At 48.9% G+C, this 17,100-nt stretch carries 11 protein-coding genes; 5 read left to right on the top strand and 6 right to left on the bottom strand.

All coding sequences use genetic code 11. The features are described 5' to 3' along the window. Positions 1 to 49: 49 nt before the first annotated feature. Positions 50 to 298, bottom strand: a complete 249-nt coding sequence (locus tag ACCI49_RS16000) for a hypothetical protein (protein WP_371840085.1) — start codon at positions 296 to 298, stop codon at positions 50 to 52. 434 nt (positions 299 to 732) lie between these two features. Between ACCI49_RS16000 and ACCI49_RS15995 the strand changes: the two genes are divergently transcribed. Next, entirely contained in the window at positions 733 to 1,377 is a 645-nt protein-coding gene (locus ACCI49_RS15995; RefSeq protein WP_371840084.1) for an SOS response-associated peptidase family protein, read from the top strand. 57 nt (positions 1,378 to 1,434) lie between these two features. Here the strand turns inward: ACCI49_RS15995 and ACCI49_RS15990 are convergent, their stop codons facing one another. Genes ACCI49_RS15990 through ACCI49_RS15980 form a run of 3 tightly spaced genes read right to left on the bottom strand, consistent with a single transcriptional unit; the run spans position 1,435 to position 4,590 of the window. Next, positions 1,435 to 2,262 (bottom strand): prolyl hydroxylase family protein, encoded by an 828-nt coding sequence (locus ACCI49_RS15990; protein ID WP_371840083.1) that lies wholly within the window; start codon positions 2,260 to 2,262, stop codon positions 1,435 to 1,437. A gap of 26 nt (positions 2,263 to 2,288) precedes the next feature. Beyond that, positions 2,289 to 3,617, bottom strand: coding sequence for an aldehyde dehydrogenase family protein (locus tag ACCI49_RS15985; RefSeq protein ID WP_371840082.1), 1,329 nt, complete (start codon positions 3,615 to 3,617; stop codon positions 2,289 to 2,291). Between the two features lie 58 nt (positions 3,618 to 3,675). After that, entirely contained in the window at positions 3,676 to 4,590 is a 915-nt protein-coding gene (locus tag ACCI49_RS15980; RefSeq protein ID WP_371840081.1) for a CmcJ/NvfI family oxidoreductase, read from the bottom strand. Between the two features lie 92 nt (positions 4,591 to 4,682). Here ACCI49_RS15980 and ACCI49_RS15975 point away from each other — a divergent pair, with 92 nt between their 5' ends. Together ACCI49_RS15975 and ACCI49_RS15970 are read left to right on the top strand one after the other, a co-directional pair. Next, positions 4,683 to 5,633 (top strand): LysR family transcriptional regulator, encoded by a 951-nt coding sequence (locus tag ACCI49_RS15975; RefSeq protein ID WP_371840080.1) that lies wholly within the window; start codon positions 4,683 to 4,685, stop codon positions 5,631 to 5,633. A 484-nt stretch (positions 5,634 to 6,117) separates the two neighbouring features. Beyond that, complete coding sequence (locus tag ACCI49_RS15970) at positions 6,118 to 7,455, top strand: dicarboxylate/amino acid:cation symporter (RefSeq protein ID WP_371840079.1); 1,338 nt, start codon at positions 6,118 to 6,120, stop codon at positions 7,453 to 7,455. A 27-nt stretch (positions 7,456 to 7,482) separates the two neighbouring features. Here ACCI49_RS15970 and ACCI49_RS15965 read toward each other — a convergent pair whose 3' ends face one another. Together ACCI49_RS15965 and ACCI49_RS15960 are read right to left on the bottom strand one after the other, a co-directional pair. Continuing rightward, entirely contained in the window at positions 7,483 to 7,914 is a 432-nt protein-coding gene (locus tag ACCI49_RS15965) for a DUF1810 domain-containing protein (protein ID WP_371840078.1), read from the bottom strand. Between the two features lie 152 nt (positions 7,915 to 8,066). After that, entirely contained in the window at positions 8,067 to 8,492 is a 426-nt protein-coding gene (locus tag ACCI49_RS15960) for an acyl-CoA thioesterase (protein WP_371840077.1), read from the bottom strand. A 1,332-nt stretch (positions 8,493 to 9,824) separates the two neighbouring features. On the opposite strand from ACCI49_RS15960, the gene ACCI49_RS15955 reads away from it, so the two are divergent. After that, a complete protein-coding gene (locus tag ACCI49_RS15955; RefSeq protein ID WP_371840076.1) occupies positions 9,825 to 10,166 on the top strand; it encodes a hypothetical protein in 342 nt (113 codons plus the stop codon). A 1,175-nt stretch (positions 10,167 to 11,341) separates the two neighbouring features. Beyond that, a partial coding sequence (locus ACCI49_RS15950) for a SpvB/TcaC N-terminal domain-containing protein (RefSeq protein WP_371840075.1) occupies positions 11,342 to 17,100 on the top strand: 5,759 nt, incomplete at its 3' end.

The following is a 17,100-nucleotide window of genomic DNA, read 5'->3' as shown; positions in this document are numbered from 1 at the left end:
TTATATAAAATCCTGCTATGCTTCGTTCTCTTGAGAATTTTCTAAATTCTCAAGGCTTGTTGAAATGATAAATCCTCAACCTGGCATTTTCAGGCTGGTCTTTAAGGCCAGTTAGAAGCAAGGTTGCAGCTCGAAAACGCTCCATATCCAAAAGCAGTTTCTTGGCTTTTTTGAATGAAAGGTCAGAGTAAACAGTAAAATTATCGCTTTTGTATTCATGCCAATCTAGGGAGTAAGCTGAAGTGGATGCAGCGAACAATAAGAGAATATACACTTTTACATATATTCTATTTTTCATGAAATTATCTCAATTAATTTAAAGCGATTTTTAATTCAGTTAACAATAACTTACGTTAAGATCTTTTTTGTTAAGTATAAAGGCAATAAAATATTGATAGTAAATACACCGTATGAAAGATGTGATTTTCAGTGCCAATATGATAGGTGGGATAGAGAAGTTATTTGCTCAAATTGGTACGGCCGTATATTTTAAAGCGAACACTGTATATATAAACTGTTTGGTTGTGAGGGGAGATTTTTCAAGTACATAGCATCACTATTGTGCATTACGAAAATAGGTGCACCGATTATCGATTCGAGTAGGTATAGATTTGCGTTATAAACTTGAACTCGCCTTGTGTCGAGTGTGTATTGTTACAAGTGCGTTAGATCTAACGAGGTCAAATGAAGATAGTATCTTTAGTTAAACGTTGAAAGATTAGAGTAGTGAACATGTGCAGTGTTTTTGATGTTGATAACCAAGCGGCAATGGAACGTTTTCTTGATATCTATGGAATACAGCATCCCGAGCGCGTTATTTTTAGCCGTCGCCGGAGGCCGACCCAGCAAGTGTCGATAGTCACAGAGAGGATGGGGCGTCCTCAGGTGGAAAATGCTATTTGGCACCTATATCTGGAAAAGGATGGGAATCAGTGGAAGCCTCACAAAAAATATTGGTCAATTAACAGCAACTGGAAAAAACTGGAACAACGCCCGGAATACCGGAGATCCCGCTGTCTGATTCCTGCGACTGCTTGGGTTGAAAGCCTACGGGGAAAGAACCCGGTTGAATTTAGTTATGGAGAACCCTTTTTCTTCTGTGGACTATTTAAAACCTGGGGAGAGATATTAAGTTGTTCTATTATTACGTTGGATGCTCACCCGGCCACAAAAATCTATCATGAGAAATCCCTACCGATGGTCGCCCCAAGGGATACAGATTTTGTTAATAACTGGCTGAGCAGCAGTGCGCCCACCGACCAATTTACGGCTTTTCTGCAGCCACATATTGAATATGATAACTGTCAGTTGAAAGTTCGACCAGTGGCACGGGCGACCTCCACCGAATATACAGGTGATCCTATCACTATCAGTTGATTGAATTTAGGAGTAAACCTGAAACTTGGTCAGGCCATTTGCCATCCTGTGAGAAGGTCATTGATTCTGGTGAAATAAAATATCCGTACGAATAATATATTTTACTCCCCGTTCTATGGGCATAGAGCTGTGTATCCTGTGTAATGGGTGCATTCCGTGGGGGAAGCAGAGTACGGAGCCAGCAGGCGTGCGCACGTCGATATCCTGAATGGCACTGCGGCTTGGTTGCTGAAGTGGATTATCTGGGTTAACCCTAAAGCGGGTTGCGCCTCCATCAAAGTCCTCGCTAAGCAGCACCAGGAAAGTCATTTCGCTAAAGCGATCCGGGTAACCGTTGGCGATTAATTGCCCATCAATAATTCTGCTGCCCGGCCAGGCACCGTCGGTATGGAATTTAAAGTAATCTCCAGTTCCATAGCGATAAAAGCGAAATCGCTGATTTATTCCCACTGGTTCGCGTCCGCCAAAATAACCTTCCGGGTCTTGCATTAAATCTTGTACACGTCGCCAAATAAGGCGCTCAGTGCTCTCGTCCACAACCCAGGTCAGGTTGTCATTGTGACGAACGTCCCTAGGGAGAGATACTGCGGCATCCGGTAAGTAACCAACGGCTTCTGTAATATCAATCAGACGTTGGCATTCCTCAGCAGAGAATATATTCAGCAGTTGAAAAGCACCAGGTACTTCGGCGATATCCCGTCTTTCTATATTGGAAGGGGTATGGCCTGAGAGTGACGCCGGATTTTCCCGGTGGGTTGCCCAGGTGGGTAGGGCTGGATGCTCCGCTCCTGGTTCCCTGGCAATCACATAAAAGTCTTTAATCGGCAGTTTGGATAATTCTTGAGGTGTCTTTGCCTGTGCCTTTGTTAAAGTTACTGTGCTCATTACTTCAAATTCCGCTCAACATATTCTTACAGATTAATCACGGTTAATTGGGCAAATTGACGATGACCGTCGGCACCGCCGTGGTAACCGAAACCACTTTGCTTTGCTCCGACCCAGGGTGTGCCTCCAGCGCCTTGATTAATCCCGATCATGCCGGCTTGCAGTCGGTTGCCTACTTGTACGGCATCTGCGCCGCCAAAAACCACTGCTCCAAGCCCATAGACTGAATCGTTTGCTCTTTGGATGGCGTCTTCCACATTGGTGAAGCGGTCGATTGCAACTACCGGCCCAAAGGTTTCTTCATCCTCCAGCTGCATACCCGGTTGCATTCCGCTAATCACCGTGGGGGGAATAAAGGGTGGTTTTGGTGCTTTTTCTCCAAGCAGCAGCGTCGCGCCTTTTTTTAAAGCATCCTGAATATGATCGACAACTTTTTGATGTTGGCGCTGGTTAACCAGAGGGCCAATATCGGCTTGTGGGTCCTGCCAGCCTCCGGTGTGATATTGCCGTGCGATGGAAGTCACCGCTTTTTCGAATTGATCGGCAATATTCGCATCCACATAAATACGCTCTGTGGAAGTGCACATCTGCCCGGCATTCTCGAAGCTGGAGGCCACCGCAAATTGGGCGGCTTTTTGAATATCGGCACTGGCCAATACGATCATGGGATCGTTACCGCCGAGTTCCATTACCAGGCGTTTCAGCGCAGGAGCGGCATTAGCCATAATTTTCTGGCCGGTTGCCCGTGAGCCGGTGAAGGCGATCATATTAATATCTGACTGTACCAGGGCTTCACCGGTGTGCCTGTCTCCATGGGCGATTTGCAAGATGCCCTCGGGCAGCGTTTCATTCAGGGTTTTTACCAGGAGATCTGCTACCAGCGGGGATTCCTCTGACGGCTTGAGTATTACACTGTTACCGGCCACCAGGGCGGGTACGAGTAGGTTATTGGCCATGGCCAGTGGGTAATTCCAGGGGGAAATTACGGCCACGACACCGAGTGGACGATATTGGATTTCACTGCCGCCGTTGCGTCGCTCCCTTAAAGCTTTGCCGGCGTCCTCCGCGAGCCAAATGCCACCCTGAATAGCACCGCCAGCCTCGTAGTTTGCACGTCGAGCGTCCTTACCCATTTCACGGCTGATAAGTTGTGCCAGGTTGCTTTGCAGTGGCTGCAGTGTTTTATAGGCTTGTTGTAGAGCCTGTACACGTTGCTGTATTGATTGGTTGGACCACCCAATCTGGGCTTCCCTGGCTTTGGCGACTTTCTCGGAAATGGAATCCCGGTCGCTGATTGCTACACTGCCGACCTGTTCACCGGTAAGGGGATCGATAGAAAGTAAAGTTTGGGTCATACCTTGGTCTCAAATAAATGATGCGGAGTCGTGTTTTTTTCACCCCGAAACTCAGTGCTCAATCGTTAAATAAGGCGATGGTGCGCAGCTCAATACTGGTGCGGCGTGGAGCACCGGAGCTCCCAGGAAGATCAAATGCAGTGTGGGGTACACCGGTGACGGGCCCCTGGTGCTCGCTATCGAATACGCGCAGCAGCAGGCCCTCGCCCGGCTGCATATCACTGAACCAGATCCAGCGGTGCTTTGGGTTGGCGCTGATCACTGAGATCTGCCCCTCCCGCTCAGGGTAAATCAGGCGCATCTTGTGGAAGTCTGCTTCGCCTACACTGCGCAAATCTGCCATCGCCAAGGGAGATTCCTCCACTGTGCGCAGTAATGGCAGCCATAAATTGATAAACTTATAGCGAGGGAAATCTGCCGCATTTAATCCGTGTTCAGGTAGGGTCTGTCGGAGCTGCCTGTCTGCGGACCAAGGCGTGTAATCATTGTGTACCGTTTTCACCGGAGAGCGGCGGCTGCGGCTCTGCTCGGTAGGTCCCTCTGTCGAAGGTTGTGCCCGCAGGGTGTGGTCGAAGGTGATTACACGGGCTGCGCCCAGGCGTTTTGCTATCCAGGTTTCGATAGCCGGATACCATTCTCGGCGAATTAAATCATCGCGCTCGGTTGGCGCTGTACTATCGGCAGCGTGGTTATCCAGAGCCAACAGGGCATCGTCAAACTGGTGTAGGTCGATTGTTAGTTGTGGCTTCACCAGCTCAAAACCCTGAATATCCAAGTTGAATTTTTCCCCCGTAACTTGCAGGGTGCGGCCATCCTCAATCGGCATAGGTTGTGGGTTTACCTGATCGAGCAGGTGGGTGGGACCAGGCCCCGCCTGCCGCTGGTCGTATACCAATTCACTATCGGTATTTGCGTAATTGATTGTCGCCTTGAGCAGTCGGCTCGGCGATGAGTGCAGAGTCGCGGTCAGCATAGTGGTTTCCTCCCAAGGGTTGATGGCGAATACATCATGTCTTATGGGCAATGCTAGGTTCAGATGGATACAATGAAAACCAAGTAACAGTTGTGAGTGATACAGGTTTGAGCAGAAATCATGGTATTGATCGCCTGGGCAGGCTGGAACTGAAACAGTTGCGCCTATTGCAGGCCATTTTGCGGGAATTGAACCTATCGCGGGTGGCAGATCAGCTAGGGGTTAGCCAGCAGACAGTTAGCGAACAGCTGAAGCGTCTGCGGGAAATATTTGACGACCGACTGTTCATTAGAACCAGCAATGGTGTTATTCCAACGCCCCTAGCCGAGCGCCTGGCGCCCAAGCTGGATAGTATTCTCAATGATATCGCCGCTCTTTTGCGCGGCGATGAATTCGATCCCGCGGAGCACCACGGGATTTTCACCATCAGTGCCACCGATTTCGAGCAGCGAGTGGTGTTGCCGGCCCTGCTCAAGGAGTTGCGTGAACGGGCGCCGGGCCTCAAAGTGGTGGTGCTCAAGCTGGAAATTGACCGCATGGCCCAGCAGCTGCAAACCGGTGAGGTGGATCTGGTGTTTAGTACACCAGGTTTTGTGCCGGATAGCTGCCCCAGCATGTTGTTATATCGTGAGCACTACGTATGCGTGTGTTGCCGGCATACAGGGATGCAACTGGAAAGTCGAGAACCCTTGGGCTTGGACAAGCTGGCAGAGATTCCCCAACTGGTTGTGTCGCCTTCCCGCGGTGACTTGCGTGGCATGGTGGATAGCTGGTTCGAGCAGTTTGGATTAAAGCGCAATGTTGTGTTGTCGGTTCCCTCTTTTGCCGCCGCAGCTGAATGTATCGCCTCCACCAATACGGTCGCTTTTCTGCCGTCTCGCCTGCTGCCCGATCCGCGCCTGGATACCTTACCGATTAGTGAGCAGCCACCTGGCTTTGATGTGGTCGCCGCCTGGCACACTCGTAGCGGGCAGGACCCATTAAACAAGTGGGTAAGGCAATTGTTAGCCGGGCAATTTACACCGGAAGCCACCGTGACATAGTGCCGCCCAGGGGTGGAGATCATGAGAATTGGGATATTGTCTTGGTTTTGTACAGTGTCCTAGTCTCTCCTCATAGTGATAAAGCCCGCCATCCTTGGGTTTCATTATCGCGCCAATCTCGCAGCGGAAAACGATATCCTGCACTGCCTGAAGGGAGAGAGGGGATGTGCGCTGGGCAAAAACCAGAACCAGTGCAATTTCTCCGGCAGCAGGGCCCTAAAACCACAGAAACCTGAATAGAGTTCAACAACAAAAAACTACTATGAATATTTGAAACGCTGCACCAAAATCAGGCAGGTTATAAAGTTGAAACCTTTACTTCCTACCCTTTTATCTTTTATCAGTGGAAATACCATCGCCCGGAAAGATACGCTACTTTCTCTCGAGGGCTTGATCTGACCCAAACGTATGGATTCCGGTCAAGGGCATAATCTTCCCTTTTCTTCCACTGATGACGAGTCACTTGGAAACCGGTACTCAATTTATGCACCACAGCACCAATATTTACCTGATAAGAATGGTTGAATCCCTGGGCTTGCTGGTTCGAAAGCGCCTGTGGATGCAGATCTTGGTGGCCATGGTTCTGGGGTTGGGTGTGGGCCTACTGCTTTCCCCGGAAGGTGCAGCCCTGGTGAATCAGGATCTCAGTGTAGTGTTGGCCAGTTGGTTCAAGCTGCCCGGCGCACTGTTCCTGAATATGATTCAGATGGTGGTTATTCCCCTGATTGTTTCATCTATCATCCTCGGGCTTTGTGGTAGCGGCAATGTGAGCCAGCTAAAGCGGGTGGGTTTACGCATAGCGCCCTATTTTATCGCCACAACCACAGTTGCCGTTATTATCGGCATTCTATTGGTCCAGTTGATTCAACCTGGAAACTATATTGATGAATCGCTGCTCACTGCAGCAACCGAACTACCCAGAACTACCGCTCCACAGTTACTGGAACCAAAACCCCTCCCCGAGCGCATCGCCGAGCTAATACCAGCCAACCTGAACCAAAGCATCGCTATGCGCAATATGTTACAGCTGGTGGTTTACGCCATCTTTACTGGCATTGCCGTGATGCTGCTGCCACAGAAGCAGCGTGAAACGGCAGTTTACGCCTTTGGTATAGCTCAGGAGATTGCCCTGAAGATAGTCGGCTGGGCCATGTTATTTGCGCCCCTTGCCGTATTTGGTTTATTGGCGGATATCGCCATTCGTGTTGGCTTGACCGCAATCCTCGGAATGTCAGTCTATGTTGGCACGGTAATTCTAGGGCTGCTGATCCTATTGGTTTTTTACCTGGTAATTGTCACCCTGGTTTCCCCAGCCGGACCGCTGAGATTCCTCCAGCGTATTAGCGGTGTACAACTTCTCGCATTTTCCACTTCCAGCTCCGCGGCAGTGATGCCGTTATCTATGCGAACTGCGGAGAGCTCTCTTGGAGTGAAACCCTCAATCACTAAATTTATTGTGCCACTTGGCGCTACAGTGAATATGGACGGTACTGCACTCTATCAGGTAATAGCGGCGGTATTCCTGACTCAGGTATACGGAATTGATCTCAGCACTGCCCAACTGGTGGGGCTGACGGTAACTACCGTGGGAGCCTCCATCGGCTCGCCCAGTACGCCAGGTGTGGGCATTGTTATTCTTGCGACTATCCTTGCTGGAATTGGCGTTCCCCCAGAGGGAATTGCCTTGATTATCGGTGTGGACCGGATTCTGGATATGTGCCGGACTGCGGTGAATGTCACTGGTGACCTGACGGCCTGCCTGGTGATGGATAAACTATTGGGGAGCGATAAGCTGGAAGAGGTTGCCACCCAGACAGCTTAGTTTAAAAATGATAGTTTCTGGATATTATCAGTGCAGTTTTTGCAGTATTTCCAGAGTTCGAGGATCTTTCTGTCCTTGATAATATTTCTGCAGAACCTTTTCAAATATATTGCCACTACCTGAGGCTAATGCAAATAAGGTCATGCAGGACTTTAATTTCATATCATCGGGGCTGCCAAAAACTTGGTGTGCTGTGCGATCCTGTATTTCCAAAAGAGTATCGCAGCACTCCTTCAACCTTTTACCTAGCTGGGGATGGTCTAGATATGCCTTTGCTTCCCCCAGGGTTTTTACCCCATATTGTTGAGCCATAGCGCTATGCCCAAGTCCAACAATTTGTGGAAATATATACCACATCCAGTGGGAACGCTTTTTTCCACGTTGTAACTCAGCAAGAGCGGTCTCATAGGAATTTCTTTGCGCTTCAACAAATCGAGCAAGATTAAATTTTTCCGCCAATTCCATCACCCTTGAGTAAGAAAAAATATAGTTGGATGTTAGGATAGCAGTAATAAGAAGCTTGGTTAAATTATGAAGATAAATCGTAGTTATAATTATGGAAAGTATTGCCAAGCACTTGAAATAGCCCTCACCACTGAGGGCTTTCTATTTTAGTTGCTTGGTAGTAGAGCTCGTATGTCTTCAGGTACGGGCACTGATTTTCCAGCTTGCTGGTCGACCCAGACAACCTTTGCTTCGCCCGTGGTGTATAGCGTATCGGTATCATCTGCATCTCTGATTTCATAATAGCTATTGAAACTACTGCGCCCGGGAGTACCCCCATACATACTGACAATAATATTGGCAGGAAATATCAATGGCAAATGGAAGCTGGCCGCTGCATTCAACAACACCGGGCCATTGCCTAGATTACTACTTACTGCGCCAGAGCGATTTATAGCCGCTAGCCAGCCGCAACGACACTGTTCAAAATAGGTGAAGTATATGGCGTTATTAGTATGCCCTAGTGCATCCATATCTCCCCAGCGAACTACTAATTTTTCCTGGTGTAAAAGATTGCGAGGTGCTTCGTTCATTATCATTCCACTGTAATTCATTAACTAGTGAGCTAAGTTTAACTGGCTCTCTTTATTGTTGATAGTTTAATTATGTACGCTGTTTGAATTGTAATGGCTGTTGGCGAAAGTTAGGTCTATATGATTCCTTATGGTCTCTACTGCATTAATTGAATCGAGCTTTATTGCGGTATCAAACTTAATATTGCAGTAATAAGCCCGAAGAGGAGCGCACTTGGAATTAGGAAAGCTAGTGTGAGTACAAGCCAAAAACCTAACTCATTATTTAATTTATATTTCTCTAGCTGTCCTGAGGCCAATGTATTAAAGCCAATCATCCCTGAATAATATACAAACAGAATAGATATCGCAGCTGCGATCCCTAAGACAACCTGACCTATACCATTAGTTGCTTTGATAGCAGCTGTAACCAATACGCAAGAATGTCTGCCTGAGTCCAGGCGGATAAACGTCGAATCGCTGTGACGCTTTGGGGAAATTCAGAGTCTATAAAATAAATTGTGCGGACCTTGGATGTTTTCAGTCGAATAGTGCAAATCTGAATCAATGCTTATAAAGTAGGTGTTTTCAAGATATTAATGCCTAAAAGATGCGGGCGACCCGAAAGTATAAGTCGCATCTTAACACTAGGAAAAATCTTCAAAAATAAATCATGGAAAAATAGTCGGATCAGTTCAAGCTTGACTACGTATTGTGCGTACTTCAAGCGATTGATCAAGAAGACTGGCCGTGAAGTCCTCTAATTCTGGATAACCTTAGGGTATATCATGCATCAGTTGTTACAGCTTGGTTGTCAGAATGCGAGGATGAAATAGAATGTTTTTTGTCATATTAACCTGAATTAAACCCAGTTGATCAATTAATCCCCTCCTCAATCAATGAGCATCCATATTTTCCTTGTGGGTGAGTCACTTTAATGAGCGTGCTCTGAGCGCGTAATGGAGCGTCATTTACTTGGTCCACTAATTCAGTTAGTGTTCGCGTCCGCTCAATGTCAATATTTTTCGGGTAATGGGGCTTTTGTGACTGGCATAGAACAATAATTAAGCGCTGTTAAAAAACAGAATAAGCGGTTTATTAGCTTAGAAATAGGTTAGGCAGACTGCTTCACGGTGACTTTAAGAAAAATCCTCATAGCCAATCTATGGAGGATTATGGGTATCACACCCTCTCTAATGACTGATGATTCAATGGTTGAATTTGGGCACTCCTGGCCCTGACTTACTACCTGATATGGATGCCAGCCCTCAAGGGCATCTTTATAGGATTTTGCATATAGATCTTTTGTCCCATATGTGACAATTATTAAAAATATAATATTTAGGGTGTAGCGTGTTCTCTTTATTTTTGGGGTTTCGTAATTCTATAGCTTCTTTTTTTATTGTGCGTTTTTTCATCTATGTGGCCGTGCTTTTTTGGTGTTCGCAAGCTCATGCTCTCCTCTACCTTAGAGGCCCATCAGAGAACTTTACAGGTACCTTTACGCTCACTTGGAGTAGTGGCTACACCAACTATGTTTTGCAAGAATATAAAAATGGTGTGTTACAGCGAGATTGGGAGCTCAACAATAAAACCAGCTTACTGTTACGGGAAGGAGCACCGGCGAGTGGCAATATCAAATCCGTGGCTATGGTGGCGGTGGCGGTGGTGGTGGCCCGATTCCACTGGTTGTAGCAAAGTCAACAACTCAACCTGTAGTATCTAGCGCTAGCTCTTCGGATAATTTTTCGTCGCTTAATGTTAAGGTTTACCGGCCTCCGGCAGCCCCTGGCAAGCCCTCTTCATCTACTCAAATTACGACCTCGAGTACTAATGTTTCCTGGAGTGCGGTTAGTGGGGCAACTTTTTATAAGCTACAGAAACGGAAGGATAATGGTAGTTGGGTCAATCAAAATACCAATGTCGCTGGTACCTCAGCCTATGTCACAGGCCTTTCTGATGGTAATTGGAACTTCCAAGTAGCAGCCTGTTCACACGTCAATGCCTGTTCCTCTTATAGCAGTGTAAGTAGTACTGCAATTGTCCGCCTCAAACCGTCATCCCCTGCGACTCCCACGCTTTCTGCGAGCACAAGCACGAGTGGAAGTGTTGGTCTCTCTTGGAATTCAGTTTCTAAGGCAACTTATTACGATCTTCAGAAACGTGTCAATGGCAGCCTTTCTTTGGTGCAGTCCGGCATTAGTGGTACGTCAAAGACCGTGACGGGCCTGCCCGATAGTACAACGGATTTCCGTTTGCGCGCCTGTAACCAGTACAGCTGGTCTTGTTCTGCCTATAGTGTCTACAGCAGTGATGTAGTGGTGAGGGCTATACCGTCCACCCCATCTGCGCCAATACCTGGCGCAACGACCAGCACAGGTAGTCTGAATCTATCTTGGAATGCCGTGGGAAGTGCTACTTATTATGACATTTTAAAAAAGAGCAGTGGTGGCGAGGCTATTGCTATTTCGGGTGCGGCTGGAAACTCCGGGACTATACCGGGATTAACAGACGGGATATGGAATATTCGGATTAGGGCATGTAATGGGTATAGTTGGGCATGCTCAAATTACTCGGGGTACAGCACTAATATAACTGTACGGCAAAAGCCTACAGGTCTATCGGCCCCCACTGTCCCAAGTCAAAGTAGCACGGGGTATTTTACCGTACGGTGGGTGGAAGCTACTGGCACGGTGACGCACTACAACATCCAGGAGTCTGTAAATGGTAGTGGCTGGCTAACCATTGATACTGTTACAAGTATACCTTATACGATTCAATCGTATGAGGAAGGAAATTATCTTTTTCGTATTGTAGCTTGTAATGAATTTTCATGGGCTTGCACGACTAGTCCCAGCTCAAGTACTACTGTGGCCTACCCAAGTGCCGATACAGCGCCTACGCTTCCGAGTTACAGTGATGGCAGTAAGTACACTGTGTCTTGGCCTATGGGAAGTGGCGAGATACGTAAGCTCCGCAGCTACCCCAGTGGGGGAACTCTGTATTTTTATAATTATGAGCTTTCCACTACCATCAACCCCACTGAGGATGGAATCTTCCAGTATACGATTGCCTATTGTGATAGAGTTCCGGAGCCGGGTGGCGATGACGCTACAATAATTGTGTGCGGTAGTGAGAGTGCACTCAGTGCCCCCATAGAAATCTTGTCCAAGCCAGAAATCCAAGGAGGACTTTCAGTTTCAGCGGATACAGATACTGGCGATATTTCCATAAGCTGGGAGCAGGCGGAGCCCAATACTGATTACTATAACGTTAAGGAAGTTACTTCAGGGGCCCTCCAAAAAATCAATGAACCGGCCCTCAAGGCGGTATTTTCCAACCGTAATAACGGGAATTACAGTTACATTTATAGTGCCTGTAATAAGTATGATTCCTGTAGTGATTGGAGTGATAGTCAGAGTATAGTGCTATTGCGAAAACCCAGTACTGTTAGCAATTTGGCTGTTACTGGAGATCTGGAAAATGGTGAATATACAATTACCTGGAGTAGTCCTACGGGCCCGGTAGACTATTATGAGTACCGGGAAAAGCTTAACGAAGTTTGGCTTGATTACCAGGGTATAGACTTAGCGCAGAAATTGGGGCCTATCACAAAGCCAGATGGTACTTATGAATATGCAATTCGTGCATGTAATACCGAAGGCTGCGGTCCTGAGGTCAGTACTGGTAGCCTCCGTATTGCTCACCCTCAACCGCAACCTCCTACCGAATTAAAAGTCGAGCACTTAAGCGGCGAATTGCATTTAAGCTGGATAAGATCTGCCGATGGTAACGATGATGGCTATGAATTCCGGCTAAACGGGGAAGGATGGCAGGCGACAGACACTCTCACTGGCACCACTCAGCGTATAGGTGGCTATGGTTTATACCAGTTTGATGTACGCGCTTGTAACTTAATTCCAGAGGGCAGGAAATGTTCGGATCCCGTGGCCGTTAGCTACGACTATGTGGACCCTGATCCGAGCTCTCCTGGATGGGCCAAACGCGCTTCTCCGGAGCTTTACATTCCGGGCAGCGCAACAATCCAGCCCTCACTGGCAAGTCATCACAATGTTCAGGTTCTTGCAGGTGAGGGTAGTGTCAGCGGTGGTGCCGCGAGTTATCAAGTTCCGCTAACTCTGCCTCTAGGGCGTAACAATGTAATGCCCTCGGTATCCTTCGCATATTCCAGCCGGTCTGGCAGTAGCACAATGGGGATGGGTTGGAGTTTGGCCGCGGGGTCTGCAATCAGTCGCTGCCCTCAAACCCTAATTCATGATGGCCGTAAAATTGGTGTTCAATACAATGCTACCAATGATCGCCTGTGCATCGATGGCCAGCGATTGCTCCTGGTAGCGGGCACTTATGGCCAGTCTGGCGCCGAGTATCGAACAGAGCTGGACACCTTCGCTCGTATTATTCAAAGCGGGGCCATTAATAGCTCTGGCACCTCTTTTAAAGTGGAAATGAAGGACGGCCGTGTACGCCACTACGGTGTTAACACTAACAGCCGACATATTGCCAGTGGTCGCACCCAAGTGCTTACCTGGGCTCTATCCCGTGAGGATGGTTTAGCGAATGGTAATAATTCCATTCACTATGAGTACCAAAGCTTTGGTTCTGGGGAGTATGAATTAGCGGATATTTATTACACAGGAACCAGCAGTACGGTTGGTAATCGCCACATAGAGTTTATTTATAGTGGTAGACCCGATCGCACATCGCAGTACTTGGCTGGAGGGCTCACCCGACAAACTCAACGTCTTACTAGCGTACGGATCAGCTTGGATGGCTTACCGGTGCGTGAATATCAGCTCGCCTACGGCACAAGTGCCGCCTCCAGCCGCAGTTTATTAAATAGTATTACTGAGTGTGGTTACGATGCCCTAGGGTTCTTCCAGTGTGGAGAACCCACCAACTTCACCTGGCAGGATAGTAATAATGCCTACCTATTGGAGAAGTTTGGCTATAAGTTTGGTGCAGGGAATTGGCAAGAGAATGGGGCAGAGCCAACAGGCATACTCCAGGATGTCCGCCGTATTGACCAGGCGCTGCCGCGCGGAGATTTTAACGGCGATGGTGTACGTGATTGGTCCGGATACCATATCTCTGCGGAGGGTGAGCTTACCGGGACCTTTATTGCTGGCGAGGAAAATTGTTTCCGTAATAGTTATGCCGGCCGCTATGAGTGTGCGGAGATAGATATCGACCAAGACGGTAAAACCGATGGTTGGCGCCGGCAAAGTGATCAGTTACAAATTGCCACTAAGCGTGATAGCGCCGGTAATTTTATCTGGAGCAGTACATCAATCGCGTTAACAAACTACGATCGAATCGTTAACAGTGACGATTATAACGGTGATGGATGGCCGGATCTCTTTATTTTACGAGATGTAGGCCCTGCAGCGCCCACGAATAAACTCCTATACCTCTATTTGCATACTGGCAATCCCGACAATGCCTTTATCAACAATGGTAGAGAAATTGTTGATTATGAATATCACATTGTAGAAAGGCTCGCTAAGTACGACGTGCAGTTTATGGGAGACGTTGATGGCAATGGCCTCCCGGACCTGCTGGTTTCGGAAGTCCGGATCAATATTACTGGTGCTGATGTTGTCAGCGCACCTCAGCCGCGCCCAAGTTATTTTCTCTATGCAGAAAGTGACGGAACCTCGGTCAATTTTGTTCCGGTGGATGCTACAACTGAACTGCCTGCACTGACGGTCGATGATCTCACCATCAATCACTACACCTTTATCGACATGAATGCCGATGGCCTTACGGATTGGCTAAAGTGGAGTGGTGCAGGGGAAAACCTGCAGTATCGTTTAAATAAAGGCAATCGTCAGATGACTGGCTGGATTGACCTTGGCTTGCCCGATGCCATTCCCTCCAGGTCATATCGCTACAATGTGAGTATGGGCGATCCGGCGATTGCACATGTGCGGGCGCCCAAATATATGAGCGCGTTCAAGCAGATGGATACCGATAATGATGGCCGCGCGGAACTGCTGTTCCCCGGGCAGCGCCTGGTCACCAGCTGTCAAACACGTTTTGATTATCAGGACTTTAAAGAGTTTTGTGGCGATGATCTCTATGGCTGGCGCCGTCCCTACGACTTGGAGCCACCTACCTACGATAATATCGCCGCTAGTAACTTTGATCGCGGTATTTATCAGTTCGATGGCATTCGGTTTGTTGAGCAATCAAACGGCAGTATTGCGGCCGAATACTTTACCTCCGACATTGTGGGCTCTGCTTATCAATCCGCAGTGGTAGATGCCACGGGCAACGGCCTGATGGACTTTGTCTTTGCCTATGGCTGTGACATAGGAGATAACGACTGTCGTATCGAAACTGCCGGTGGCGTTATGGCAGGCAAGGCGCAAGGAGTTTATATTCTGCGCAATCGTGGTTCGGTGAGCGATGAGAGTCGCTACGAACCTACTGATATGCTTATCGCTGTAGAAAATGGCTTCGGTACTCGGGATGAATGGCACTACCGGCCCTTGTCTTCTCGCGACGACCGCTACCACTCCAGTGCAAAACCCTTTTACGAGCGTGGCGGATACCTTGATAGCTTATCCTCCTCGGTTCAGGAAGATCACTTCGAGTTTACTTCCAGCATGTATGTGGTGGCAGAACACCGCCAGTCCAATGGCCTGGGTGGCCTGAACAAAAAGCAATACCGCTACAAGGGCGCGGTATTTAATAATAAAGGCCGCGGCTTCCAGGGCTTCCACAGCATTATTGAGGAAGATCTGGCCGCGGATATTGAAGCTCAATCCGACTTCCACCAGATATTCCCGCTGGCGGGCAAACTGCATAAACAGCGTCAATGGGAGCTGGCAGATCGCACTTCCGATACCAGCAGCGTCAATGCCTTTAAGGAATCCACTTTTGAATGGCAGTTCTGGCTTAAGGGTGGTCACTCGTCACCAACAGTGGTGGATGCCCTTGCGGACTCGTGGAATGTCTCCGCCAATGATCCTTACTTTGTAGGGCCTAAAGAACAGAGTTCGATTCACCGCACCCTAAAAAGGTCGGGCAACAGCCGCACGCATTTGTACACCCAGAGCCAAACCACAAGCTTTGATGCCTGGGGCAACGTGCTGTTGGCGGAAAATCGCTATGAGGAGGCCAACAGTTCTCATATTGTGGTTTCCACTACCAATACCCAATATGCTGCTGCGGATCAGACCAACTGGTGGATCAATAAGCCCTCAAAGCAGACGGTCACCAAAAAATCCATCCAGAGCCGCAAAGGGGTAGCCATTGCCGCAAATACGGATACACAGCAATCCGTAGTGGTGGATTTCCTGCAGTGGGACAGCAACGCCCGCAAACCCAAGCAGGTAAAAACCACGCCGTCTAATGGCAAGTGGACCCAGGTGGATACGGTTTACAACAATTACGGCCTGCCCACCAAGGTCACCACCTCTGCAGAAGGGGAAGCGCAGACACGGGTTGCGGAGACCACCGCGTTTAGCACCGATGGTTACTTCCCCAAAACGGTTAAAAATGCCCTGGGCCACACGGTAACCACCGAGACCAACGCCAGGTTCGGCCAACCGGATTCCGTCACTGATGCCAATGGTTTGACCACTCGCTACAGTTACGATGCCTTTGGCCGCGCCACTAAGGTTACAACACCCTATCGATCTGATCTCGGACTCAAGGTCGCACCGGATATTTATACTGCCCTGCAATGGTGTAGTTCCGGCTGTAGCCGCGCGCCGGGTGCGGTATTTAAAACTATTCAGCAGCAGTCCGGCACGCCGGAGCAGATTACCTACCACGATCAGCTCGGCCGCGTAATCCGCACCGAAGTTCAAGCCTTCGACGGCAGCGACTGGATTGCACGAACGGTTACCTATAACGCCCTGGGCCAGACCACGTTCGAATCGGTACCGCACTATGCCAGCAGTGGCACCAGTTATGGCACCCGCTACCTGGATTACGACACCTTCGGCCGCGCCCTGCACAAGACGGTGAACCAGACCAATGGCCAGCAGCTGGATGTAACCTACACCCACGAACAGGCCAGTGGATTTACCACCAGTATTCAGGTGAATGGCCGCCTGATGAGCCGCACCTACAACGGCCTGCAGCAGCTCACTGAAACTGTCGATGCCCTAAGCGGCACTACCCGCTATGCCTACGACGGTGCCGGCAATCCCATTGTCTTACAGGATGCCAGCGGCAATCGCATCACCGCCAAGTACAATGCCCTCGGTCAAAAGGAATGGGTGGACGACCCCAATATGGGGGCTAAATCGTTCACCTATACCGGCTTTGGCGAAGTGGAAACCGAGGTTGACGGCAACCTGGATATCACCAGCTTTACCTACGACCGCCTCGGCCGTATAGACAGCCGCAGTGTCAATGGCACAGAGGAAGCCAGCTGGATATACGACAGTGCCGCCAACGGCAAAGGCCTGCCCGCGAGGGAGAGCCGCAGCGATGCCAGCTATGCGCGCAGCTACAGCTACGACGCCCTGAGCCGCCCCTACAAAGTCACCACCGCCATCGACGGCGAAGACTTTGTTACGGTCAACCACTACGACAGTAATTACGGCCGCCTAAAAGGGCTCAGCTATCCCTCCGGGCTGACCCTGCAATACGG

The organism is Microbulbifer epialgicus (assembly GCF_041447265.1).
Taxonomy (GTDB): Bacteria; Pseudomonadota; Gammaproteobacteria; order Pseudomonadales; family Cellvibrionaceae; genus Microbulbifer; species Microbulbifer epialgicus.
The sequence above is the reverse complement of the archived record's forward strand: the minus strand, read 5'-3'. Positions and strand labels throughout refer to the sequence as shown.

Coding starts and splice junctions, on each gene's coding strand:
- ACCI49_RS16000 (WP_371840085.1), bottom strand. CDS start 298: ATGAAAAATAGAATATATGTAAAAGTGTATATTCTCTTATTGTTCGCT.
- ACCI49_RS15995 (WP_371840084.1), top strand. CDS start 733: ATGTGCAGTGTTTTTGATGTTGATAACCAAGCGGCAATGGAACGTTTT.
- ACCI49_RS15990 (WP_371840083.1), bottom strand. CDS start 2,262: ATGAGCACAGTAACTTTAACAAAGGCACAGGCAAAGACACCTCAAGAA.
- ACCI49_RS15985 (WP_371840082.1), bottom strand. CDS start 3,617: ATGACCCAAACTTTACTTTCTATCGATCCCCTTACCGGTGAACAGGTC.
- ACCI49_RS15980 (WP_371840081.1), bottom strand. CDS start 4,590: ATGCTGACCGCGACTCTGCACTCATCGCCGAGCCGACTGCTCAAGGCG.
- ACCI49_RS15970 (WP_371840079.1), top strand. CDS start 6,118: ATGCACCACAGCACCAATATTTACCTGATAAGAATGGTTGAATCCCTG.
- ACCI49_RS15960 (WP_371840077.1), bottom strand. CDS start 8,492: ATGAACGAAGCACCTCGCAATCTTTTACACCAGGAAAAATTAGTAGTT.